The 26,949-nt window shown below is 54.0% G+C and carries 5 protein-coding genes; 1 reads left to right on the forward strand and 4 read right to left on the reverse strand.

Annotation, left to right across the window (positions count from 1 at the left end):
• Positions 1-158 precede the first annotated feature (158 nt).
• From PAE68_RS18125 to PAE68_RS18135, 3 genes are read right to left on the reverse strand one after another with little or no spacing between them, the layout of a single operon-like run.
• The gene (locus PAE68_RS18125) at positions 159-7,757 is read right to left on the reverse strand and encodes a non-ribosomal peptide synthetase (RefSeq protein ID WP_281889305.1); all 7,599 of its coding nucleotides are present in this window, start codon (positions 7,755-7,757) and stop codon (positions 159-161) included.
• Positions 7,758-7,785: 28 nt separating this feature from the next.
• Positions 7,786-17,832 carry a non-ribosomal peptide synthetase gene (locus PAE68_RS18130; protein WP_281889307.1) on the reverse strand — a complete coding sequence of 3,349 codons (10,047 nt, stop codon included), beginning with the start codon at positions 17,830-17,832 and terminating at the stop codon, positions 7,786-7,788.
• A gap of 24 nt (positions 17,833-17,856) precedes the next feature.
• Positions 17,857-24,807, reverse strand: coding sequence for a non-ribosomal peptide synthetase (locus PAE68_RS18135; RefSeq protein ID WP_281889309.1), 6,951 nt, complete (start codon positions 24,805-24,807; stop codon positions 17,857-17,859).
• A 353-nt stretch (positions 24,808-25,160) separates the two neighbouring features.
• Between PAE68_RS18135 and PAE68_RS18140 the strand changes: the two genes are divergently transcribed.
• The gene (locus PAE68_RS18140; protein ID WP_281891131.1) at positions 25,161-26,363 is read left to right on the forward strand and encodes an MFS transporter; all 1,203 of its coding nucleotides are present in this window, start codon (positions 25,161-25,163) and stop codon (positions 26,361-26,363) included.
• Positions 26,364-26,603: 240 nt separating this feature from the next.
• Here the strand turns inward: PAE68_RS18140 and PAE68_RS18145 are convergent, their stop codons facing one another.
• Positions 26,604-26,918, reverse strand: a complete 315-nt coding sequence (locus PAE68_RS18145; protein WP_281889311.1) for a hypothetical protein — start codon at positions 26,916-26,918, stop codon at positions 26,604-26,606.
• Positions 26,919-26,949 lie beyond the last annotated feature (31 nt).

Consider the following 26,949-nt stretch of genomic DNA (forward strand, 5'->3'; position numbering starts at 1 on the left):
GATGCTGTGTCTTACCAGCTCTGATACCATTGTAGACAACGAAAGTAAAAACAAAGCAAAGAGGTGGCAAAGCTTACGCAACATTTCATAAGCAGACTCAGGCACGGGCCATCGAGCCAAAATGCCCTTGCACTCAGCAAGGGCACGGGATGGATGCGCTATGGACGAACCAGCTCTTGCTTCAGGCCATGTCCCGCCATCATCAGCAATTGCTGCTTAAGCTGCTCACCTAGCTGACACATGAGCGTATATTCGAACAGATGATGATTGTAACGAATGCTGTAATGCAGGCAGCTGTTCACGATGTGAGCGTTCAGCTCCAGCTGATACGGCCAAGGCATATCGCCATCAATGAGGTCACCCACCGGCATATCAGATACCGAGATCGACTCATCCCGGACGCCGTCCTCGAATTGGCCCAAATAATTGAATAATAGATCAGGCATGACCTTGAACGTCATACCTTGGGTGTAGGCTGGTTCAGTCATAAACCGCAATAGCGTATAGCCAAGGCCTCTGATCGGAACGCTCTGATTAGCCCGGGCTACAGACACGATCTGAACGGATATCTCCTCATCCTCCAGCTCATATACGACGGGATAGCACGCTGTAAACCACCCGACCGTGCGTGTCAGGTCCAGCCGCTCGGCGAACTCATAACGGCCGTGACCCTCCAAATCGATCGCAATGCGCCGCTGCCCTGTCCAAGTCTTGATCGTTCTTGTCCATGCGGCGAGCAGAAGATCCTGGAACTCAGACTGATACGCTGCAGGGGCTTCGCGCAGAAGCTGCTCCGTCTGCTCGCGAGTCAGCTGGCTCTCCAGCTCCATCATATCGGAGAAGGTATGCCGCGGCGGCTCTTCCCCTACCGTATGCTCCGTTAGTCGAGCACTCGGAATAGCCTGCAGCACCTGGCTCCAGTAAGGCTGTTGCTCTATAATTTCCCTGCTGCTTGCATAATGCGACAGCTGCTCGCTCCAGCTTCGGAACGACGTTGACTTAGCCGGGAGCAAGAGCGCCCGATCCTCCCGCATACAGCCGTACGCCTGTGCGAAGTCCTCCAGAATAATGCGCCACGATACGGCATCAATAACGAGGTGATGAACGATGATCAGCAGGTGGTCTCCTGTTCCCGTATGGAACAGTCCGAGCTTGACCAGCGGTCCAGTCTCTAATTGTATACTGCGCTGAAGCCTGTTTGCTTCCTGAAGAATGATCCGCTCGACCTCCGATTGCTCCTGCAATTGAAATACGTCTAGCTCGAAGCAATCGCTGCCAACCGCTCTGTTAAACTGTCTGATGCCATATTCATCTCGCGTATAAATCATCCGTAGCGCATCGTGATGCTCCGTCAAATGCCTGAAGGCTCGACGGACCTCATGCTCCTGCCAGCCTTCGGCGTGCTTCAGCATGATAGCCTGATTCCAGTGTGACGGCTGCTCCTGAAGAGCGAACACCCATTGCTGAACGGGCGTCAACGGCACCTCGCCTGTAACCTCATCGGGGCACTCCTGAGCTCCAGCCTCCCTAGTCAGCTTCGGAGCTACCTCCATAATAGTAGGAGAGTCGAATAGCTGCTTGACCTTGAGCTGATAGTTCAGCTTGGCAAGCTTGGCGCATATTTGCAGCGCCTTGATCGAATCGCCGCCCAATTCGAAGTATGGCTCATCTATCCCAATCTCCGCTATGCCCAGCACGTCCATCCATACTTGTACTAGCACCTCTTCCTCCTGATTACGCGGTCTCACCTTCGCCTTATCAGACATGGACGGCTCCGGAAGGCGCTTCACATCGATCTTGCCATTCGCTGTTAATGGCAGCTCGGTCAGTTGGATGAAGCAAGAGGGGATCATGTACTCGGGAAGCCGTGCAGCCATGTAGGATCGCAGCGTAGAAGCAGCCAGCTCTACATCGTAGACGCTCGACGAATAATAGGCGGCAAGCGCTACTGTACCGTCCTCACGAGCAGGGGCCACAACGATGGCTTCATGGAGATCCGGATGCCCCAGCAGACAAGCTGTGACTTCCCCCAGCTCGACCCGGTGCCCTCTCACCTTAACCTGATGATCCAGTCTCCCCATATACTCAATGGTGCCGTCCGGTAGCCAGCGAGCCAAATCCCCGGTTCGATACAGACGCGCCCCCACCTTGAACGGATGAGCGATGAAGGAGCGCTCTGTCAATTGCGGCCTATTGAGATAGCCTCGGGCGACCCCCTCGCCACCGATGCACAGCTCGCCCGGAACGCCGACAGGCTGCAGCTGACTCGACTCATTCAAGATGTAGACTTCCGTATTCATAATCGGTCTTCCGATCGTAACCTGCTCCGAAGCTGCATGAAGCACCGACCATGTCGCGCAAACTGTCGCTTCGGTTGGCCCGTAGGCGTTGATCAGCTTACGCCCTTCGCCCCACTTGGCCACGAGCTCCAACGTACACGCTTCGCCAGCCGTCACAATGGTCTGTAGCGCCTCAAGCGGCTCGTACTCCATCGTTCGAAGCAAGGAAGGCGGCAAGGTTGCGACTTGAATGCCGTTCATACTCAGCCATTCCGCGATTCCCCGCTCCATCAGAATGTGCTTGTCCTCCATATACAGCGTCGCTCCAGCTATAAGGGTCGGGAATATTTCCCACACCGAAGCATCAAAGCTGCTGGACGCGAACTGGATGACCCGGGTACCCTCTTGGATGCCCAGCTCGCCCGCGACTAGCGTCAAGTTACATAGGCTGCGATGCTCGATCATGACACCCTTGGGCTTACCCGTTGAACCTGAGGTATAGATCACATAAGCGAGGTCCTCGGGCTGCACATCAGAACGCGGATTGCATTCTACCATCTCAGACCAATCAGAGGGCCGATCAATGGGCAGCAACTCTCCGTCGTAATCCTCGTCATCGAGCACCCCTGTCACAGCATACTCAGTAACCACGATCCGCGCCTTGCTGTCCTCCAGAAAATAACGGATGCGTTCAGCCGGATACGATGGATCGATCGGTAAATAGGCGGCTCCAGCCTTCAGCACTCCAAGGACACCGACCAATAAGTCCAGCGATGGCCTCAGCATGACACCGACGATATCACCACTACCAACCCCCTTCCTCTGCAGAAGAAGCGCGACCTGATTCGCCCGCATATTCAGCTCGGAATAGGTCATGCTCCTCCCTCTCCAGACGGCTGCCGGCAGTTCTGGCGACATGTCGACACGGGCTTCGAATAGCTCGATGATAGTCGAATTGCGGAAGGGCGCCTCGTAAGGAGGATTGAACTCACTGCATATGCGCTTCACCTCGTCATCTGTCACCATGCGAATCGTGCCAAGCTTGGACTGCGGCTTACGGACAATTTCAGCCACGACCTGCTTGTAATGACTTGCCAGCCTCTCCATTGTAGCGGGACCGAACAGACGACGGTTATATGTAAGCCGTACCTCGAGCTTGTCCGAAGCCGTAATCTCCCACGTTAGATCGAGCTTCGCCGCCTCTTCACTGAAGGCAGCCTCCGTTATCTCAAGACCCGGCACTGTGAGTTGAACTGGCTCCCATGTCTGCAGCATGAACATCGTGTCGAACAACGGGTTGCGGCTTGAGTCCCGCTGCAGCTGGACGCATCTGATCAGCTCCTCCAGCGGATAATCACCATGCTCATAAGCCGCAAGCAGCTCCTGCTTGACCGCTTGCAAATGGTCTATGAACGTTCGTTCATCCTCCAGCTGAATTCGCAGCGGGATCACATTGGCAAACATCCCTACCGTTTGCTCCAGCTGCGCGGTATGACGGCCAGACAACGGTGTGCCCACCACAAGATCTCGCTGACCTGAATATTTAGCCAGCACGATCATGTATACGGCCATCAGCGTCATGAACAGCGTCACGTGCTCCCGGACCGCCAGCTCCTTCAAGCTCGAGGTCATTTCATGATCCAGCTCAAAAAGCAGCGTGCTCCCTTCAAACGTCTGCACCGGCGGTCTCACCTCATCTGTCGGGAGGCTCAAAATCGGGAGCTCTCCTGAAAAACGACTGACCCAGTATTGCTCCTGGCACTTGAATTCGTCGCTCTTCACCCACCGCTTCTGCCAAGCGGCGTAGTCTGAATACTCGAACGTAAGAAGCGGCAGCGCCTTGCCTTGATACAACTGAAGCAGATCATGAACAACAATATGGACGGACAGCCCATCGCACACAATATGGTGGACGTCCATGAGCAGCACATATCGATCCTCATCATTCACATGCAACAGAGCGGCACGGAACAACGGCGCTCGCTCCAGTTGGAACGGTTGAACGAAGGCCCGCATCTCTAGCTCCAGCTCCATTTGTGCAACATTTCGATACGTCAAGCTCAGCTCGACTTGGTCATGTACCCGGAAGACGAGCTCCTCGTTCTCCATATGAAATGAGGTGCGCAACGCTTCATGACGTACTGTCAACTGCTGCACAGCACGCTCCAGCTGCGCTTCATCCAGCTTGCCTCGAATATCTAGAGCGAACGGTACGTTATAGCCGACCTCGGTATCGTCGAATTGCTGAATGGAATACAATCTCAACTGCTGAGACGTTGCCGAATAGAACGTTGCCTGTTCCGCCTTCTCCAGCGGGACCGTCCCCCGCTCGCTGCGCATGGCAGCCACATAATTTGCCATCTGCCGAATGGAAGGATGGAGGAGGACGGCTGAGATCGGAATATCGATACGAAGCGCCTTCTGCAGCCTGGATACGATCATCGCCGCTTTCAGAGAGTGACCGCCAAGTTGAAGAAAATGCTCGTTCATACCGATGCTCTCGTGGCCGAGCACCTGCTGATAAATACGCAGCAAGGTGAACTCCAGCTCATTGCGCGGCTCTGCGTAATCGGTATGCAGTCTTGCAGCCTTCGGCTCCGGAAGCGCATCCCGCTTGATCTTGCCGTTAGAGGTCACTGGCATCGCCTCCAGCCGAAGGAAGAAGGAAGGCACCATATACTCCGGCAAGCTCGCAGCCATATGCTCTCGCAACCCCTCCAAGTCTCCATCCCCGTCAGCCACGTAATAGGCGCACAGACAATCGGCTCCTGTGTGGTCCGGTCTGGCCAGCACAATACCTTCTCTTATGCCCTCATAGCGGAGCAGCTGGGTGTTGACTTCTCCAAGTTCAATTCGATGACCTCTGATCTTCACCTGATGATCGATACGCCCCACATATTCCAGCTCTCCGTTAGGCAGGGCTCTAACCAGATCTCCTGAGCGGTACATGCGCTCGCCGGGCACGAACGGGTTCTCCATGAATCGATTCCGAGTTAACTCCGGACGGTTCAGGTAGCCTCGCGCCACCCCTTCACCACTCACGTACAGCTCCCCTGGAATGCCAGGCGGCAGGAGCCGCATCCGATCATCCATCACATACGTGCGAAGCGTCGGGATCGGATGGCCAATATTACTGACGTTGCTCTCCATTTCGGCACGGGTGATTCGTTTGTACGTCACATGCACCGTTGTCTCGGTAATTCCATACATATTGATAAGCTCGGTCACCGGGTATTTATGATGCCAAGCTCTCAACTGAATAGGTGCTAACGCTTCACCGCCAAAAACAACTTTGCGAATGTGCAGGTGATCTTCGTGATCGGCCTCCTCCTGTATGAGCATATTGAATGAGGATGGTGTTTGATTCAGGATGGTTACCTTCTGCTCCAGCAGCAGCTCACGGAATTTACGGGCATCCCGCGCCGTAGACGCAGGCACAATGACGAGCCTGCCTCCGTACAGGAGCGCACCGTACATCTCCCAGACGGAGAAATCGAAGCACATGGAATGAAACAACGTCCATACGTCATGCTCATGGAAATCGAACAAGTTACAGCTATTAAACAACAGCCTTACGACATTCCGATGCTCGACAAGTACGCCCTTCGGCTTCCCGGTGGAGCCCGATGTATAGATGATGTAAGCAGCTGAATTCGACGGCACGTCCAGCCCAAGATTCACGCCCTGCTGCGCTTCTTGCAGCTTCTCCCCATACGACTCCGCCAAGGTCACAACGGTTCCTTCATAGGTAATCAGAGCATCCAAGCTGTGATCGGTAACCAGCAACGGCGCCTTGCTGTCCTCCAGCGTATATTGGATGCGCTCAGCCGGATATTCAGGATCGATGGGCAAGTAGGCAGCTCCCGCCTTCATAATTGCCAGTATGCTGATGATCATAGATAAGGAGCGCTGAACCGACAGCGCCACGATCGTCTCCTGCCCCGCCCCGGCATCACGAAGCACACGGGCGAATCGGTTCGAAGCCTCGTTCAATTGCTGGTACGTCATCGTCTTGTCGAGATGAACGACCGCAATATGGTCCGGATAGCGAGCCGCCTGTTCTTCAAAGAGCCCGTGTATCGTTTTATCCACTGGGTAGGTGGCAGAGGCAGTCATCTGCTGCGCAGCATGCATCGCCTGCTTCTCTGCACTCAATAGAAGCTCCAGCTCATTGAGACAGCGATCAGGGTTATCGAGAACGAACATCAAGATCGTATTCATATGAGTTGACATGCGTTGCATAAAATCTGATGTGTAGGCCTGCTCGTTGTAGCCGAAACAGATGTCAAGCTCATCCCCAGGTTGAATGATGACCGTCAAATCATAATTTGTATACTCCAGCGAGCTGCCCTCGGTGAAGGTGAAGCCCAGACGCTCGCTGCATTCCTTAAGCGTGTCCAGCGAGGAAGCATAGTTCTCAAACACGACAAGATGCTGGACAAGCTGACCGCCGCAAGCCGAGACGCTCTGAATGTCCGCGAGCGAGCTGTATTCATAGCTTTTGGACTCCAACACCTCCCCATGAAGTCTACGAACGAGGCTTGTGAACGAATCCTCCTGCTCCGTTCTCACCCGGACAGGAACCGTGTTGATAAGTAATCCGACCATCCGTTCCACGTCTAATAGCTGTGGTGGGCGTCCGGATACGACCGAGCCGAATACGACATCATCTTGCCGACTATATAGCTGAAGCAGAACGCCCCATACGGACAGCATTACATGATTTAACGTCGTCTGGAGCTTCCTCGACAGCTCCGCCAGACGCTGTGTCGTCGCCCTGTCCAGTCGAAGCGATTGTTCACCGTGCTTATAGCCGAGGCCGCTTCCATTCAGCTGTCGCGGAATCGTAACCGACTCCTCGTACCCGTCCAGATACGTCCGCCAGTAGCTTAACGCTTGCTCGGAAGGCTGCAGCCTCAGCCACTTGATATACTGACTGTATGACGGAGCAGCACCTAGCCGAAGATCATGGCCTTCGTTGAGCTGCTCGTATCCGGTCCACAGGTCCTCCAGCACGAGCCCCCAGCACCAGCCGTCCATAATAATATGGTGAAAGTTCCAGATCAGCTCATATTGCATGCTTGAACGCTTCAGCAGATGAAGGCGCAGCAGCATATCCTTCGATAAGCAGAACGTGCGGCTGCGATCCTGCTCCTTATACGCCTTCACGTAATCATCCTGCTCCGTCTCGGACAGGTGAGAGAGATCTATATACGTAAGCTTAGCTTCCCGGTGTCTGTACACGACCTGAATCGGCTTGCTCACCTTCTCATACACGAACACGGTACGAAGTACATCATACTTGTCCACCACTGCCTGATAGCTCTGCTCCAGCATGGACACCTTAACGCTACCTTCCAGTATTGCTGAGCCTTGAACAAAATATTGCGGCTCGCTGGCAGCCTTCATCGCATGAAACAGCATTCCTGTCTGCAGAGGCGTCAGCTCATACATATCGAGAATATTACTCTTATCCAAGATAAGGTCCACCTTTCGAATCGATTCATTATGGCTGTAGCGCCTCCAATATATCGTCCAGCTCCTCCACAGTCAGCTTGGCGGCAGTGAAATCGCTCGGTGTCAGCTTCGATGAGGCCTGCTGCATACAATGCTCGGCTATTCGCTGAAGATTCTCGCCATATCGCAGGCTCAGCCTCTCGACCGTGCGCCGAGTCAAGTGATGCTCGGAATACCCGAGCTTGAACAATAATCCGTCCTTCGTCAGCATACCGGTAAGCTCCAGCTTGTATGGAGCCGTGACGTAGGCACTGCCCAGCGCACCCGTCTCCTGCTGTATCAAGGTGGCACCCCCCTCTGATGCATCTCCGATCTCACCGAGGTAATTGAATAATATGTCCGGCTTCAGGGAGAACGTGCCATGATCCTTCATGTCAGCAGGCGTTAAATACTTCAATATTCCGTAGCCGATGCCTCTTGACGGTATGGCGCTTAGTACCTCCTTCACCTGTCTCCATACATGAGCCGGAGATCGTTCCTGAACCGGGAATACAACCGGATAGAGCGAGGTGAACCAGCCGATTGTTCGCGTCAGGTCGATCCCATCCTCGAGGACCTCCCTGCCGTGTCCCTCCAGATCAATGGCTACCTTGGAGCTGCCTGTCCATTCGGCAATCGTGATGACGAGAGCTGCAAGCAGCAGCTCCTGCATATCCGTACGGTTCATGCTCGCACTTGTCCGAAGCTGCTGTGCTGCCACCCGATCCACAAGCAACGTCACGTCCTCATGAAGCTCCGTATCGCCATAAGGCACCTCCTCTGTCGGCAGTGAATCAATCGTCGACGCTGCTAGGCTATGCCAATAGCGTAGCTCCTGCATAAGCTGATCGCTCACCGCGTACCGCTCAAGGCATGCACACCATTCCATATAAGATGTCGTCTTGTCTTGCAAATGTACGCGCTCCTGTCGCTGCAGCTGTTCGTACGCCGCTTGGAAGTCATCGAGCAGGATACTCCAGGACACTCCGTCGATAACCAGATGATGAATAGACAGAAGCAAGTAGTCGCCTTCTCCCTCGGTCTTGAACAGTGCCCCTGCTGTCAACGGACCCGTTGCTAGCTGCAATGATCGATGCACCTGCTCTCCCTGCCGCTCGATGCAAGTCTGGGCACCCTCTTCCTCCTCAAGCCACACCACTCGCAGTTCCAGCTGCGCTTCAGACTCCGGCCTGAAGTACGGGAGGAAGCTGCCGTCAGGCTGTGGGACGAACACCGTTCGCAGCGCATCATGATGGCGAATGATCGCATTCATCGCCTCGACGACGATTGCTTGCTCCCAGCCCTGCTTCCGGTGCAAGAGCACCGCCTGGTTCCAGTGATGGTGATTCTCCAGCTCCAGCTCGAAGAACCAGCGCTGAATCGGTGACAGTAACCCTTCCCCTATGATCGGTGCTTGACTCACCCTGCGGACGTTCTCTCGCATGCACGGTGCCAGCTCCCGGATGGTAGGTCGCTTGAAGAAATCCGACATGTCCACGCGCAGTCCGCGCTTGTTCAATTGAGCTGCCACATGTATGGCCTTGATCGAGTCGCCGCCCAGCTCGAAGAAGTTATCGGTCACCCCAACCTGCTCGACCTTCAATACATCCTGCCACACCTCTGCCAGCCATTGCTCCCGCTCATCTGCAGGTGCGCTGTACTCGCCTGCTGCTGCTCGCTCAGGCTCAGGCAGTGCCTTGCGGTCCAGCTTGCCATTATGAGTTAGAGGCAACCGGTCCATGTGTACGAAGCAAGACGGTATCATATATTCCGGCAGCTTAGCCGCCAGCTGTCGTCTTAGCTCTGAGGCATCCAGCCCAGCATGGGCTGTATAATACGCACACAGATACAGATCACCTGCTGAGTCACTCCTTGCCACGACTACGGCTTCCCGAGCGATCCCACTGTCCATAAGACAACCAGCGACTTCATCCAGCTCGATTCGGTAGCCTCTGATCTTCACCTGATTATCGATGCGGCCCAAATATTCAATCTGACCGTCAGGCAGCCAGCGTGCCAGATCGCCTGTCCGATAGAGGCGGCCTCCCTGTACCATAGGATGCTGCACGAATCGCTCCTGTGTCAGCTCGTCGCGATTCATATATCCGCGTGCCAAACAATTGCCGGAAATACATAGCTCACCTGGGACCCCGATTGGCTGTAGCTGCATCCGATCGTTCATAATCCACAGCTGTACATTATGTATCGGTCTGCCAATCGGAACGATTCGTGGCTCCTCCTGCTCCGGACAATTGTAATACGATACATCAATGGTCGCCTCTGTCGGGCCATACAGATTGTACAGACGAGCCGGATGCCCGGTCCGCTGGAATCGGGCTACGTGACTTGGCAGCAGCGCTTCACCGCTCGTAAACACGCGGGTCAAGCTTCCCAGCTGCTCGATCGTGCCAGGCAGCTCCATGTAGGTCAAGAACGTGTTCAACATGGAAGGTACAAAATGGATGCTCGTTACCCCGTGCTTGGCGATAGCTTGAATCATCGTCTCCGGCGACTTCTCCGCCTCCGGCTCCAGTACACTCAATGAAGCCCCGACAAAAAACCACATAAACAGCTCCCAGACCGAGACGTCAAATACAATGGGCGTCTTCTGCAGCAGCACATCGCAAGGTGCGATGCCATATTCACGAACCATCCAGCTGAGCCGATTATATACGGTACCATGCTCGATCATCACACCCTTCGGAAGCCCCGTGGAGCCTGACGTATACAGCACATACGCTAGATCATGAGCATCATTCACTGGTAGTGGGTTGGCAGACTCGCCATTATACAGCTCTAGCTCATCTGCATAGATGCACTCCACCTGAAGACCATCGGCTAGAGGTGGAAGCGAATGCTCCGTCAGAAGCAGCCGAGCATGGCTGTTACCTAGCATATAAGCGGCTCGATCCTGCGGAAATTGGGGCGCTATCGGCATATAGGCTCCGCCTGCCTTCAATATCGCCAGGATCGCCATCATCATCTCCAGGGAGCGGTTCATCCGAACCCCGACGACGATGTTCCTTCCAACACCCTTGGCGCGAAGAATGTGCGCAAGGCTGTTGACCCGCCTGTTCAGCTCACCATAGGTAAGCCTCTGATCGGCATAGCGCAAGGCCACAGCGTCCGGAGAACGACTGGACTGCTCCTGGAAGATGAGCGGCAGCGAACGGAACGGCGGATACGTGACGGCCGTCGCATTGAACTGATTCAGAATGATCGCCTTCTCCTCCGCCGTCATTAGCTCTACCTCGTTCAAGGATCGCTCCGGTGCTGCGGTGCAAGCTTCCAGCACATGAATGAAGTGATTCGCCATACGCTGGATCGTCCTCTCCCTGAACAACGCCGTGCTGTACTCCACCACCAGCTGTACACCATCCCCGCACTCCTGCACGTACCAGGTCAAGTCCAGCTTCGCGTTCGTCCATTCGGCATTGTGCATGGTCAAGTGAAGTCCGGGCGGCGCTGCCATACGTGGAGCCTGTGGCTCCATCACCAGCATCGTATCAAACAGCGGATGACGACTCACATCCCGCTGCAGCTTCAGCTTCCCGATGAGTTGCTCAAGCGGATAGTCGGCATGCTCCAGCGCATCAAAAATAGCAGACTGGATCTGCCTCACGTGCTCAGCGAACGTCCGATGCCCCGCCGCATCGCAGCGAATCGGCAGCGTGCTTGCAAACATGCCGACCAGCGGCTCCAGGTCCGGATGAGATCGTCCCGTGCTCGTAGTGCCGACAACGAAGTCCTCCGTTCCTGTATATTTGGCAAGCAGCACACTATAGACGGCGAACAGCAGCACGTACAGAGACACCTGTTGCTCCTTCATATATCTTCTTGCAGCCGCAAGCGTCTGATCGCTGAGCTTGAAGGTAACGGTGCTGCCCTCGAAGGACTGCACAGAAGGTCTCGGATCATCCGCAGGCAGCTCCAGTACAGGAAGCTCGCCGCCGAATCGATCGAGCCAGTACCGCTCCTGACGCTGCATCAGCTCTGTATGTATCGATTGCTGCTGCCACACAGCATAGTCCTTGTATTGGAGCTCAAGCTCAGGTAGTGACTCTCCCTGATACAGTCGTAGTAGCTCCTCTACAACCATATCGCCGGATAGTCCATCGTAAATAATATGATTGGCATCTATTAGCACGTAATGGTGGTCAGCCTCCAGGCGAATTATGGCACAGCGCAGTAATGGGGCCTGATCCAAGGCGAACGGACGCACGAGCGAGCGAAGCATCGATGGCAGCTCCTCTAGCGACGAGAAGAGAAGAGGAATTGATAGCTCAGCCCGTTCATGAACCTTCTGAAGTAATGCACCATTCATATAATGAAAGGAGGTGCGCAGCGATTCGTGTCGATCGACAATCTGGCGCATCGCGTCCATCATGGCATCTGTATCGAGCACACCAGACACTTCGATCAGCGTCGGAACGTTGTAGCTCGTTCCGACTCCTTCGAATTGCTGGACCGCGTACAGACGCTTCTGCACGAAGGACACCGGATAGTACGCCTGCTTGTCCGCTGGCTGAATGGCACAATAAGCTTCTGCCTTTGCACGCACCACATATTCAGCTTGCTCACGAATCGTAAGATGCTCCATCATCGTCTTCAAGGACAGGTTCACTTGGAATTTCTTTTGAATACGGGACAAGAGAAGCATGAGCTTCAATGAATGTCCGCCGACCGTGTAGAAATGCTCGTTGCAGTCGAGCTTATCGTTACCGAGCACCTCCCGCCATATAGAGAGAAGCTGCTGCTCTGTTGCATTGCGAGGAGCCTGCCAGCCCGACGGTTCACTCGGCAGCGGCAGCCGCTTCAGATCAGCGCTCTCATCCCGCGCGGCGTATATTTCCGGGACATCGATGAACATGGAGGGCAGCCATTCGGAGGGCACTCGGGACTGCAGGAACCGGGCCAATTGCTGATGCAATCCCTTCTCTTTGCCCTGCACCTTGCCCTGCTCCACGACGATGAACGCGCAAAGCTCCCGCCTCTCCCCGACACACACGACGACGGCATCCCGCACGAGGGAATGCTCCTGAAGTGCGTGCTCCACCATTCTTCGCTCGAGAGCTCTCTCCTGTAGCGGCGAATATTCCTTCGCTCGACCTAACCGTAGGATCGTCCCGGCCTCCAGCAGCTTGGCGTATTCACCGGTACGATACAGGCGCTCACCCGCCCTGAACGGATTGTCGATGAAGACGTATCGCCCAGACCCAGCCTCAGTCCACGAAGCGTCAGCAATCCATTCGCCTCCGACGTACAGCTCACCAGGAAGGCCCACGGGCTGAAGCTGCAGCTGACCGTTCAGAACATGAACCTGTACGCCCGGCTCCGGCCTAGCCGCATGCGGCTGCAACGCATCCCCACGGTAAACGGTGTGCATACATGCCCAGCCTGTCTCCGCGGAACCGTATACGTGAACCAGGGATCTTCCGGTTCCCCACTCTTGAATAAGACGCCTTGTAATCGCTTCCCCTCGGATCACAATTAGCTTCAGATCTGGACAAGGCTCGCAGGGCAGCGACTTCAGCAAGGAAGGCGCTGTCTGAAGCACATGTATCGATTGTTGCTGCAGTGTGCGCAGTAGACCTGACTGCTGCTCCTCCACCCCGTAGTTCAGGCTCGGGACTTGCACAACCGTAGCTCCGCGCAGCAGCGGCAGCAGCAGCTCCAGCTCCCACACTGGATGCCCGTTGAATACGCTCAGACACCGCGATCCAGGTCCGAGCAGCCTGTAATCGTCATGTCTTGCCAGTCGATGCACCGCACGATGTGTGACAGGCACAATCCGCATCGGCGACTCATCATCGAGTAGCGGATCGCAGGCTTCATCAGCGAGGGCCGGATTAGGCAGCGCCTTGCGGTCCAGCTTTCCATTCGGTGTAATAGGCAGACGCTCCAGCTGCAGGAGGTACGAAGGAATCATATAACTTGGCAGCAGCTGGCTGAGGGAATCCCTCACCTCCAACATATTAAGCTGGCATGAAGCCGTCATGAAGGCACATAGCACCTTCTCGCCGCTCGCGTTGTCCCGTACGACCGCCACGGCTTCCCGAACACCGGGCACCTGAAGCAGACGAGCTTCAACCTCACCCGTCTCAATCCGGTAGCCTCTTATTTTGGCCTGATGATCGATACGTCCAACGAAATCAACGTTCCCGTCCTCCATCCAGCGCGCTAGATCTCCGGTGCGATACAGCCGTTGCTCAGGATGAAAGGGACTGGCTACAAATTTCTCACTGGTCAGCTCTGGACGATTCCAGTAGCCACGAGCTACTCCGATACCGCCGATGCACAGCTCACCCAGCACACCGACGGGCACCGGATTCATCGTTGAATCAACGATGTAGAATGTAGCATTCAGCATTGGCTTGCCGATCGGAACATTCCCTGCTTCTGGCAGCTTGGCAAGCGGCTCATCATAAAAGCCTGAATCAATAGCGGCCTCCGTGACGCCATAGCTGTTCATAATCCGAAGCTTGCTGCCATACCGCTCCTGCATCGTCCGATAATCGTTCACCCTGCAGCTGTCGGAGCTCGTAATAAGTAAGCGCATGGAAGACAGCTCCCAGCCTTGCTCATACACATACTCCAGGAAAGGAACCACGAGCGCTGGGGTTGATTCGAATACCGTAATGTGTTGATCGGTGATCCAGCTGTATAGCCTTCTGGGATCAAGCCGGTCTTCCTGCGGACAGATCACCATCGCACCGCCGTTGTACAGGGCTCTCGCGATGTCTCCAACAAAGACATCGAAGGAGAAGCTGGCCAGCTGCAGAAGACGCACGGGAAACTGCTCCAGTCGATACTCTCGTCGATACGCATCCGCTGTATTCACAAGACTAACATGCTCTATCATCACCCCTTTGGGTCTTCCGGTTGTACCCGAGGTATAGATGACGTAAGCCAGATCATTCGGTGCGTTAACCGGATCAGGATTAGTATCGGCAACATCGTAGGCTTCGTCATCATCCAGACATAATATGGACTCAGGACCGCTCCATTCCTGCAGCCATGCCTCCGCCCCTTGAAGCAAGTGCCTCAGCGTCAGCACTACGGCGGCCGAGCTGTCCTCGAGCATATAGCGAATTCGCTCGGACGGATACTCGGGATCGATTGGCACATAAGCTCCGCCCGCCTTCCACACAGCGAGCACCGCCGTGAGCAAGTGTGTCGAGCGGTCCGCCCATATTCCCACCAGTTGATTCGGCAGAACACCTTGGCTACGCAAAGTATGTGCAAGTCGATTGGCCCGCGTATTCAGCTCCATATACGTCAGCTGTTCTTCCGTATCGATGACCGCAACAGCATGAGGAGTGCGTTCTGTCTGCTGCTCGAATAGCTGATGGAACGTTACCCTCGGAGCTGGCTGGAGTCCAATCGGGTTAAAATCATGCAGCAGCCGTTCACGCTCTTCGCCGGACAGCATGCACAGCTGTCCAAGATGCATCGACGGCTCCGTGAACAGCTGCTTCAGCAGCTCCAAGTAATGAGCAGCCATGCGGTCGACGGTGCCCTTATTGAATAGCCCAGCGGCGAAGTGAAAGGAGAACGTGACGTTCTGTTCGTCCTGATGCGCAACGAGCCGCAGGTCCAGGTGCTTCACGGTGACCGCCTCTTGCTCTGTCAGACAGCTATCCACAGACTCCTGACCGGACTCCCGAAGCTCGAACATCGTATCGAATAACGGGAGCGAGTTGCCGCTGCCGCTCTCTTGCAGCTGACGGACAAGCTGATCCAGCGGGTAGTCTCGATGCTGGAACGCCGCATGAACCAAATCCCGTGTATACTGAAGATGAGCATTGATCGTCGCAGCTTCCGGGCAATGATAGCGAAGCGCTAATAATCGGCATCGTTGATCGTGCTGGAGCTCACTGCTTCCATGCTGGGAGCAGGATAGAACGGCTACATTCATCGTCTCCTGCCCTGTGTACTTATGCAGCCATATCATGTATGAGGTAAGAAGCAGCATATGCAGCGTAACTCCGTTGCGTTCCGCCGTCATATGAAGCGTCCGAGACCATTCAGCTTCAAGCTGAATCGTGCTCACTCCAACAGATCCACGCTGGGTAGTTGTTCTTACGTAATCTGTTGGCAGGCAGAGAGTAGGCCGCTCACCGCAATGCATATGGAGCCAGAATGCGGCGTGCGGATGTTCCGGTGGAAGCGCCTGTTTACTGGCCTCGTTCTTGACAGATGGCGGTAGCATGCAGCTTATGCACAGGAGATCATCCGGCTCATGGACTACAGTACCCGCCTGCACCACTTCTTCAGAAGCGAACAGCTCCGCATGTGTCATGACGATGCCCTCGAACCTCAAGTTATGGCTCTGCCGCCAAGAGGCCGGGACAAGTAGGAATGCGGCGCCGCTTGCATTCAATGCCTGCTCGATGACTGCTTCCGAGCTTGCTGCATCAATGGCTGCATAGACAGCTCCCGCCTTGATCACGGCGACCATCGCCACAGCCGCCTCCATCGTCTGTTCCATGAGAACTACGGCACGATCGTTGCCACCCAGCCCCCGGCTTCTCAGCATACTCGCTGCAGCGCTAGCCCGTTCGTTCAATGCGGCATAGGTCATACTGAGCGCCCCCAGCTCAATCGCGACAGCATCAGGCTGCAATTGAGCTTGCTGCTCAAGCAAGGACGGCACTGTTCGCAGAGCCGTCCTTGCTTCGTCCACTTCCTTGGACGTCCATGCGGCAATCTGCTCCCGCTCCTGTTCCGTGAGCAGTTGTATCTCAGAGACCGGCATATCGGGACGCTCCAGAAGCTGCTCTATGATCCGACTCAAGTGTCCCCCGATCCTGTGAATGAAAGGCTCCGTATACAAGCTCTTGTTATAGGTACATACCAGAGCCATAGACGCTCCGGGGTATACCGTCAGATCGATATTATAGTTTGTCTGTTCGAAGGCTTCGATGGCGGTCACACGCATCGTCTGCCCCAATTGTTCATTCAGCTTATCCAGGTCCAGTGGATAATTCTCGAACGTCACCACATGGTTGATCGACTGGCTATGATGCAGGGTACTCGCCGTCATATCCGACAACGACAAGTAGCTGCAGCGCTCGGCCTCCAGCATATGCTTCTGGACACTCTTCATTAGCTCAGCAATGGTGCCGCGCTCCTCGCTGCTGACCCGAACCGGTATTGTATTGATGAACAAGCCGACGATACGCTCAATATGAGGAACGGGAGCGCTTCTACCAGAGACCACTGTGCCGAAGACAACATCTCGAGTCTGATTATATTTTTGTAACAGAACCCCCCACACCGCCTGGAACGCCGAGCTAAGCGTCACCTGATTGTGCCTTGCAAGCTCTATTAAGCCAGACGTCAGCCGCTCCTCAAGACGAAAGCTATACGTCCCGTGCTGATACGGGTCAGAGGGCGCCATCTGCTGAATCGGTATACCGGTACAGCCGTCATACCCACGTAAATAGGTGTCCCAATATAGCTGTGCGCCTGATGTTGGCTGAGCTTGCAGCCATTTGACATAGCTGCTGAATGGGGGAGCAGCACTGACAGATTCAACTCGTACGCCTTGCAAGCTCGCCTGATACAAGGTGAACAGATCGTTCAGAATAATCTCCAGGCACCAGCCGTCTAGTAATATATGATGGTGGCTCCATACAAGCTTCCAAGAGTCGTCCTTCAGCTTAAACAAGGCGAATCGGATCAACACATCAGCCGACAAGGTGAAGCCCTTGCTGCGATCAAGCACACGGTAAGCATCGACAGCGCTGGCTTGCTCCTCCTCCGAGAACCCGGTCAAATCCTCGACATGTATACAAGTCGTGCGATGCTTCAACACGATCTGGACTGGCTGCTTGAAGGACGTATGATCGAACACGGTACGCAGCACATCATGCTTCTCAATGAGTCCCTGTAACGCTTGCTCCAGCGCCTGTGGATGTACGTCTCCGTCCAGCGACAACGTCATTTGCTCAAAGTAAGCGTGACGGGTCGGGTCCTCTACATAGTGGAATAATACGCCCTTCTGCAATGGAGTCAATTCATAAATATCCTTGATATTGCTTCTTTCAACCATCGTATGCCCCCCGTCCCGAATCCATTATTCTAATGTGTTCAAAAACAGCTCAAGCTCATCCTGATCCAAGCCAGTAGCGCTAAAATCGCTGGAGGTCAACACCTGCTCCCGCTGCTCCAGACAATGTGAACGAATTCGATCCAAGCAGCGATGAAACACGCTGACGAATTCACTCATCTGACCAACCGTGTACTGACTTGGGTCATAGGTAAACACAATATGCAGCTGCTCCTCGACAACTGCCGCCACGATGTCAATACCAGCGAGCATTGGAGTTGCCGGGTCTATGGAATCACCGGTTGACGGGTACGAGGCTCCGATCCCATTCAAGGCTGCGCCGTTATCGAAACGGCCTAAATAATTGAAGGTCAACGCAGGAGTCACAGCTCGCAGCAACGCTTCACCTGACTGCTGCGAAATCATCATGTTGTAGCCCATTCCTTTATTTGGTATCTCTCGCAGCGAGTTTTTGACGTTCACAATCGTCTCCGCAATGCGGTCTGACGGCAATTCGATAATGACCGGATATAACGATGTGAACCAGCCGACGGTTCGTGTCACATTAAGCTCCTGATGCAGCGCTTCACGACCGTGTCCCTCCATATGAATAACGATCGTAGAATGTCCAAGACAGGCTTGAACCGTCAAGGCGAGCGCACTGAGCCATATATCATTCGCCTCTGTACCAAATGCCCGGTGTACCGGACCCAGCAGCTCTGCAGCGGCATGCTCACCTAGAGTCAACGCCGTCCTTCGGCTCTCACGCACAGTACATCGAGCAGTTGGCTGTAGCATGTTCGCTCCTTGCAGCCGTTCCTCGACACGCTGCCAATACCGTCGTTCTGACTCAAAGAACGGGGTCTGCCTATATTCCATGATCGCGTGGCTCCACGTTACATAAGAATCCGTCTTAAGCGGAAGCAACAGCGGTTGTTCTGCTTGTAGCTGACCGACCAGCGTGTGGAAGTCCTCCAGCAATATACGCCAGGACACCGCATCAATAACCAGATGATGAATGGCAAGCAGCAAATAATGACAGCGGTTCGTCTGAAAAATACAGGCCTGCAGCAGCGGTCCCTCTTCCAGGTTCATGCCTCTCTGCAGCTTGTTGGCCTCACGCTCGATGGTCAGCCCTATATCCGTAGCTACATCCAGCGCATACACTCGAAGCGCGAATGCGTCATGCTCCAGTCCTTGGTTATAGGGCTCGATCCGTGTACCTTCCAGCCGAAATGTCATCCTGAGAGCATCGTGATGCTCGGTGAGCTTCCGCAATACCGTTCTAACCTCGACTTCTTCCCAGCCCTGCTCAGAAGGGAGAATCATCGATTGATTCCAATGGCTCTTGTTCGGGATGTCGAGGCCGAAGAACCACCTCTGGATTGGCGTCAGCTCGACAGCGCCGATGACAGGCTCCTGGCTGATGCTGTGAGTCAGCAGCTTTACATGTGGGGCAAGCTCGGCTATCGTCGAATATTGGAAGAGCTGCTGAATGTCAAGCTTATAGCCCAGATGGTTAAGTCTTGCTGCCATCTGAATACCTTTAATCGAATCACCGCCCAGCTCTAAATAGTGATCATCGATCCCGACCCTTGGTATGTTCAGCACCTCCTCCCATATTGCAGCAAGCATGGACTCAAGCTCATTCTGCGGGACACGATAACGTGTTTCCTGCTGAGCGTAGAGCCTTGGCTCCGGGAGCAATGTGCGGTCCACCTTCAGGTTCGGCGTGAGTGGGAGATACGGCAGAACGATGAAGGACGCCGGAATCATGTACGCCGGCAGCGCTTGACGCAAGTACGCCCGGATCTCCCTCTCCTCCAACCGATCGTACACGGTGATGTACGCTGCCAGCTCGACCTGATTCCCCCGCTTCCAATCGATGACGATCGCATCGGATATGCCAGGATGCCTCAACAATGCCTCAACAATCTCGTCCAGCTCGATCCGATACCCGTTAATCTTCACTTGATGGTCGATGCGTCCTAGAAATTCCAGCGTCCCGTCCGGCAGCCATCGCACCATATCTCCGGTGCGGTAGATGCGGCCTTCTCCGAACGGATTAGTTATGAATCGCTCTGCTGTTAATTCCGGCTTGTTCCAATAGCCTCTAGCAATCCCTGCTCCGCCGATCCATAGCTCACCTGGCACCCCAATCGGCTGAAGTTGGTAGTCCGCATTGACAACGTACAGCTTCTTATTCGGTATCGGCTTGCCGATCACCGCCGTCCGCATCCCGCTGACCAGTACGCCATACGTAGAGCCGATGGTCGCTTCCGTCGGTCCGTACGCGTTAATAAACGTGCGACCTTCCCCCCATCGTTCGACAAGCTCCATACTGCAAGCTTCCCCGGCTGTGACGATCGTCTTCAGCTCCGGCAATGCCCGGACGTCCACTGCCTTCAGCAAGCTTGGCGGCAAAGTAACCGAGGTCACCTGTCGCTCCTGAAGGAACGAAACGAGATTGGACAAGAACACCTCCTTCTTCTCAACGATCAGTGTCGCTCCCGACAGCAGCGTATGAATCAGCTCTGCAGCAGAAGCATCAAAGCTGAATGGCGCAAACTGGAGCACACGCCCCTTGCTCTGGATTCCGTATGCTTCGGACAAGAGCGCAAAGTTGCATAACCCTTGATGCTCGATCATGACTCCCTTGGGTTGTCCAGTCGAGCCTGATGTATAAATCATATAGGCAAGGTCAGAAGCAGCATTCACCGACTCAAGATTGGAGCAATCCTCCTCTAGCCACCCTTCCATTCGCTTCACCTCGAGCACGCTGCCGGCATAGCTGGAAGGAGGCCTCCCACCTTCGTCCACGAGCAGCAGCTCTGCCCCGCTGTCCGTCAGCATGTATTGAATGCGCTCCTCGGGATATGTCGGATCAATCGGAATATAGGCCGCCCCAGCCTTCAGCACCGCTAGCACCGCTGCCACCATCTCCACCGATTTGTCCAGCAGCATGCCGACGAACTGGTCACGCTTCACCCCATGCTTCTCGCGCAGCCTGCGGGCCAAGGTGTTGGCCAGCTGGTTCAACTGACGATACGTCACCGTCCTCCCTTCAGACAAGACCGCCGTCTCATCCGGTGTTCGAGCTGCCTGCTGCTCGAACAGCTGGTGCACAGTCGTCTGGCTCGGATAAGCTTGATCCGTGTCGTTGAACTGAACAAGCAGCTGCTCCCGCTGGGTATCATTGACGAGCTCTAGCTCACCAAGCTTCATATCCGGACACTCGATTACTTGATCGATCACATGCAGAAGGTGCTCTGACATTCGTGTAATCGTTGACTCCTCGAACAGCACCGTGCTGTATTCGATATATAGCTCTAGCTCCACGCCCTCGTAGAACTCCCAGGTCAAGTCGAATCGGGTCTCATTCCCGCTTACGAAGATCCGCTCAACGCGCGTATCCGCCAGCTCGAGAGCGACGCTATCCATATTTTGCAATACAAGCATGGCATCGAACACCGGGTGACGGCTCGGATCTCGCCTACAGCCCAGCTTCTCCTGCACCTTGTCGAATGGATAATCCGCATGCTCGAACGCTTGCAGCACAATATCCTTCACATTACTGACGATCTCCATGAACGTCTGATTCCGTCGAACGGACAGCCTCAGTGCAATCGTGTTGACAAACATACCGATTAGCGAATCGATGGCAGAATGGAGTCGACCTGCAACCGGCGTTCCGATAACGACCTCCGACTGGTCTCCATATTTAGATAGAATTACCTGATACAACGACAGCAAGGTCATGAACAACGTGGACTGGCATTGTCTAGACAATTGCCTAAGTCCCTCGGTCCTGCGAGCTCCCAGCTTGACACGGTATCGGCTGCCTGCGGACTGCCTGACAGTAGGACGCGGTCGATCAGTCGGCATATTCAATAGCGGCAGCTCGCCGCCCAGATGCCCCTGCCAGAACACTTGCTTGGCCTCATACATAGGCGTCATCAGCAGCTTCTGCTGCCACACCGCATAATCCTTAACCTGGATATCCAGCTCTGGCAATGCAAGTCCCTTGTACAGCTCCGACAATTCCCGATGCACTATATTCAGGGAAATGCCGTCACATATAATGTGGTGAAAATCGAGCACAACGATATATTCATCCGACGAGCCTAGCTGAATGCAGCCTGCACGGAATAAGGGAGTCTTCGACAAATCGAACGGACGTATAAATTGCTGAACAAGAGCTGCTGCCTCCTCCTCGTGTCCAGCCTCATAACGCTCAAGCTGAAAGGAGAGCTCATCATGAATGATCTGCACAGGCTCACCTTGCATGTACTGGAATGACGTACGCAAGCTCTCATGGCGCCGGGCGAGCGCTTGCAAGACGCGCTCCAGCTGATCTGGATGAAAACGGCCGATGATCCGATACGCGGACGTAATGTTGTAGCTACAGCTTGCAGGAGCAAGCTGTTGGAGGGCGAACATCGCCTTTTGTGCGGATGTAGCGGGATAGAAGGATCGGTATTCTGCCCGATCAAGAGGCATAAGAACTGTTCCGTCAGAGATCGTTTCGATGGTAGCGGCCAGCTCCAAAAGCACAGGCTTGTCAAATATCTCAGCTACGGGAAGTGTTACTTGAAATTGCTCTCGAACCTGGGCCAGCAGCATCATCGCCTTCAACGATTGTCCGCCCAGCTCAAAGAAGTGGGCGTATCGGCTCACTTGCCCAACAGCCAGCACAGACTGCCACAGCTCAGCTAGTGCGGCTTCTGTCTCTGTCGCTGGAGCCTCATAGGGACGTATATCTATTCGTACGGGTGCCGGAAGAGCACGCTTGTTTATTTTACCATTCGGGGTTAGCGGGAATTTCTCCATCGCCATGAAGCAGTCCGGTACCATGTAAGCCGGAAGGACCGCGCTCAGACGACTCTTGAGCTCTGACACACTGATATTCGCATTCGGAATATAGTACGCACATAAATAAGCGTGACCGCTGTCGTCTTTACCTGCAGTAACGATCGCTTCTTTGACAAGCTCAAGCCGCTGCAGCTGCTTCTCTACTTCCCCCATCTCGATACGGTAACCCCGAATTTTCACCTGTTGGTCCATCCGCTCGATAAATTCGAGCTGGCCCTCGTTGGTCCAACGAACCCGGTCGCCAGTCTTATAGAGGCGTTCTCCAGTTATGAATGGACTGTCTACAAATTTGGAGCTGGTCAGATCATCCCTGTTCACATATCCAATCGCTGTCCCATCGCCTCCAATCCATAGCTCACCGGGCACACCTACAGGCTGGAGCTGGCCCAGCTTGTTCACCACGTATACCGTAGTATTATGAATCGGCCTGCCAATTGGCACATAGTCCATATCGTAAATACGATGATCGACCGGGTAGAACGTGGCAAACACCGTAGTCTCCGTAGGACCATAAACATGGATAAGCCGGTGGTCCCCCATATAATCGAGACACCTCCGCACATGCTTGACTGAAGCCGTCTCGCCGCCAAATAACAGCTTGCGAAGCGGCTCGAAGCAGGCTACATCCATATCAGTCAACACATTGAACAACGCTGTCGTCATGAAGGCCACTGTAATCCGCTCCGTGCGAATCAGCTCAGCCAGCAACGAAGCGTCCAATAGGACAGACTTAGGTGTAAGTACAAGCTGTGCCCCATTCAACAGAGCACCAAATATATCGAAGGTCGAGCCATCGAACGCATAATTGGACAGCTGCAGCAGCTTATCCTGAGCATGCAGCTCGATATAGCCGCAATTCCGCACCGTCCTCACAATGTTGCAATGCGTGGTCAGTATACCCTTCGGCTGACCAGTAGAGCCCGACGTGTACATCATATAAGCTGGTGCGGCCGGACTGACGAACGGCTTATCCAGCTCTTCTTCGTTGGTATACTGCAACATATGCTCGATCTGCAGCACTTCCCGGCCAAGCTGCTGAGCCGCAACACTACAAACCTCATCAGCCACAATATAGGCGCAGCTGCTATCGTTCAGCATGAATTCAATTCGTTCTCCTGGATACTGCGGATCGATCGGGACATATGTCATGCCTGCCTTCAACATACCGATGATCGCAACGAGCATAGAGGGTGTCCTTTCCGCGATCAAGCCTACGCGCATCCCTTGTACAAGTCCTCTGCTTAGCAGATAAGCGGCGATCCGATCCGAGCTTTCGTCCAACTGCTGATACGACAGCAGCTGCTCTCCATATACGACAGCAGTCTGCAGGGGTGATTGCTGCACCTGCGCTCTGAACAGATCGCCAATCGATTGCAGCGGATAGTCCATCGCAGTGTCGTTGACACGCAGCAGCATTTCTCCCTCCTCCCAACTTAATAGCTCGAAGGACTGAATGCTTCGCTCAGGATGCTGCAGAGCCTGTAGCCCGAGCTTCTCATAATGGCACGCGATTCCCCGAACGTACGCTTCAGTGTACAGTCGTGCATCATAGCGCATATGCAGACACAGGCCGATTCCTGCTTCCGTACAGACGATGAGCTCACCATAATGGTCGTAGCACTCCAGCGTCGCTGTAGACTGTGATGACTCGCACACAAATAGTAACGGCTGCATTGCACCCACTTGCTCTGGGTATGCTTGCCCAACACGCTCCAGCCCTAGTGTCACCTGCTCCTCTTGAGTGATCCAAGATAGTATCTGGATGAAGGAGGTGTCGGGATGAAGATCAGGTACTCGCAGTGGAACACAGCAAGGTGCGCTTGCCGCATCATTACCAGTCCCCCCCAATGTATAGAGCAGCACTTCCTCGGCATCCGTGTAACGATGCAGCAGTCCCCCCCACAACGCAAGCAAGACCGACGACGACGTCACGCCACATCGCTCACTAATCTCCTGCACTGCCGAAGCAAGTTCAGTGGCAAGCTCCATTCGAAGCGACCCCATCTGCTTACTCATCACGACCTGATTACTGCGTGCCAGCGGAATGGATACGAGGGACTCATCATCACGTAAGCGGGGAGGGCCATGAGACTGTCTTTCAATCATACCTTGCCTCTCTCCTTGTTCTCCAAATTATCGATTCCTATGTCATCAGGTAAAATGCACACCAATGCTGTACATAAAATTGAACTCAGCTTTACTCTATCAAGCTCCCAATTATAGTGAAATCAAACGGAGAGTAAATTCTTATTCCAACCTAAACCAAATGCTATATTTTGTCAAATATTAATAAAATTTAAATTTAGTGCAATATACTAGCATTAACTGGGTTTATTTGATATATTTTATCGGAAGATTCCTAATATTTGATAGAGGATAAAAAGCTAGGAGGGAAAATCATGCAGACGCAATCGGCTATTTCTCCCGATCAAGAGTCGTTGAGGCAATCGCTGCCTTTAATGCAAAGCAAAGCTTTTCTATTGGCCATGCTTTCTCTCGTCTTTAACAGCGTTGGTTCGTCTGTATTTCAATTAGCTGAGGCTTGGTATATTGTTAATTATTTGGGACTCGGTCAATCGCTAGGAATCGTTCTTATGATGACAGCGATACCTCGACTTGTACTCATGCCTTTAGGCGGAGTGCTCGCCGATCGGATCCCGAAACCGCAGCTGATGTTTATGTCAGATATCCTTCGCGCACTTCTGCTGCTTGTTATGCTCATCTGCTTGATCTCTGATGTGCTCAGCTTTTCGTGGATGCTCGTATTTGCACTGCTGTTCGGTACGCTGGATGCCTTCTACTGGCCTGCTGCTTCATCACTCATTCCTGCCATCGTACCGGAGCATCAGCTGGCTCAAGCGAACTCTTATTTCCAGATCATTCAACAAGGCTTCTATTTGATCGGCCCGTTAATCGGCGGTCTGATGCTGACGTGGGGCTCCTATTCCTCGTTATTCAGCACCATCTCCATCATCCTCATCATCGGCGCATTCCTCTCATTACTCGTCGGAAAGTTCATGCCCCGCATATCCGAGGATGAAGCTGGCAGCAGAGAATCTCTGTTGAAGGAATGGCAGGGAGGCTTTACCTACATTCGAACAGAGCCTTACATTAAAGTATTGATGCTAACCTTGATGATGGCCGGCTTCTTCCTCTCAGGCCCCCTCGCAGTCGCAATCCCGTTACTCGTAGACTCTGTACTGAAGGGCAATGCGCTGACGCTCAGCTATCTGGAAATTTCGATATCAGTCGGCATGATCGCAGGCGGCGCTATCATTGCATTCACTCGAATACGACAAAGGCGGATGCTCATCTCCTTATCCTGTCTAGCCGCTTGCGGTCTGTGCGTGCTAGGCCTGGGCATCACGAGTCAGTTCTTCTCAATCCTGTCGTTGCTGCTCATTTGCGGACTTGTACTGTCCTTCAGCAACACGTACTTCATTACTCTGCTTCAGGAACGTACACCACCGGATAAGCTGGGACGGGTGATGAGCTTGGTCACGACGGCTACAACAGGCCTGCTCCCGCTATCCCACGCTACCATTTCCTTATTAATGAATGGAGGAGCCTCTATAGCTACGATTCTGGTTGTATTCGGCGGTATGATCGCGATATTTTGTACCGTGCTGATTGCGGCATCCAGAGCGGTCCGCACGCTGTAGGAATCAGGCTGGAACGGACAGCAAGCAGCCCTCGCGCACCGTACAGGACATGTACGGTGACGAGGGCTGCTTGCTCCTGTCTCTAACGATTTCATTGACTGTGTTGCTAGCTCCGATGAATACGAAGTACGAATTGAATGTATTGTACCGCTCTCCGGTCAACACCACATTCAGCTTCGCGAGGTGCAGCTATAATCCCCGCTTCCTCGGCCACGAGAACAGTCATGAACACCGATTCCTTCACCCCTCCGCCACATCCGCAACGAGCTCGCTCGCGACCTCTAGCATCATCGGTACGACAGCCTCATTCGCACCGGACACATAGATATCGCCTTCATAATGGCGGAATGGAATCCTAACTTCGCCGTAGCTCCATAAGAAGAAGTCACCCTCGATCGCCATCGTCGTACCGTCCGCGCCCCTGACCTTGTACACAGCTGTGTACTCGAAGTCAGGCTTCGCCGCGAAATATTGCTTGCACTCCTCCAAGCTGATGACCGATTGCGGGCCTTCACTATGCTGGAATGCTCTTGTAATCCGATACCTTCTGCTCATATTCGGTCGTCCTCCATCCTGTGTCATCTCG

This window comes from Paenibacillus sp. YYML68, from assembly GCF_027923405.1.
Taxonomy (GTDB): Bacteria; Bacillota; Bacilli; order Paenibacillales; family NBRC-103111; genus Paenibacillus_G.

Bases quoted from the DNA above. Each gene is read 5' to 3' on its own strand.
- PAE68_RS18135 (WP_281889309.1), bottom strand. From the start codon at position 24,807: ATGATTGAAAGACAGTCTCATGGCCCTCCCCGCTTACGTGATGATGAG.
- PAE68_RS18145 (WP_281889311.1), bottom strand. From the start codon at position 26,918: ATGAGCAGAAGGTATCGGATTACAAGAGCATTCCAGCATAGTGAAGGC.
- PAE68_RS18140 (WP_281891131.1), top strand. From the start codon at position 25,161: ATGCAAAGCAAAGCTTTTCTATTGGCCATGCTTTCTCTCGTCTTTAAC.
- PAE68_RS18130 (WP_281889307.1), bottom strand. From the start codon at position 17,832: ATGGTTGAAAGAAGCAATATCAAGGATATTTATGAATTGACTCCATTG.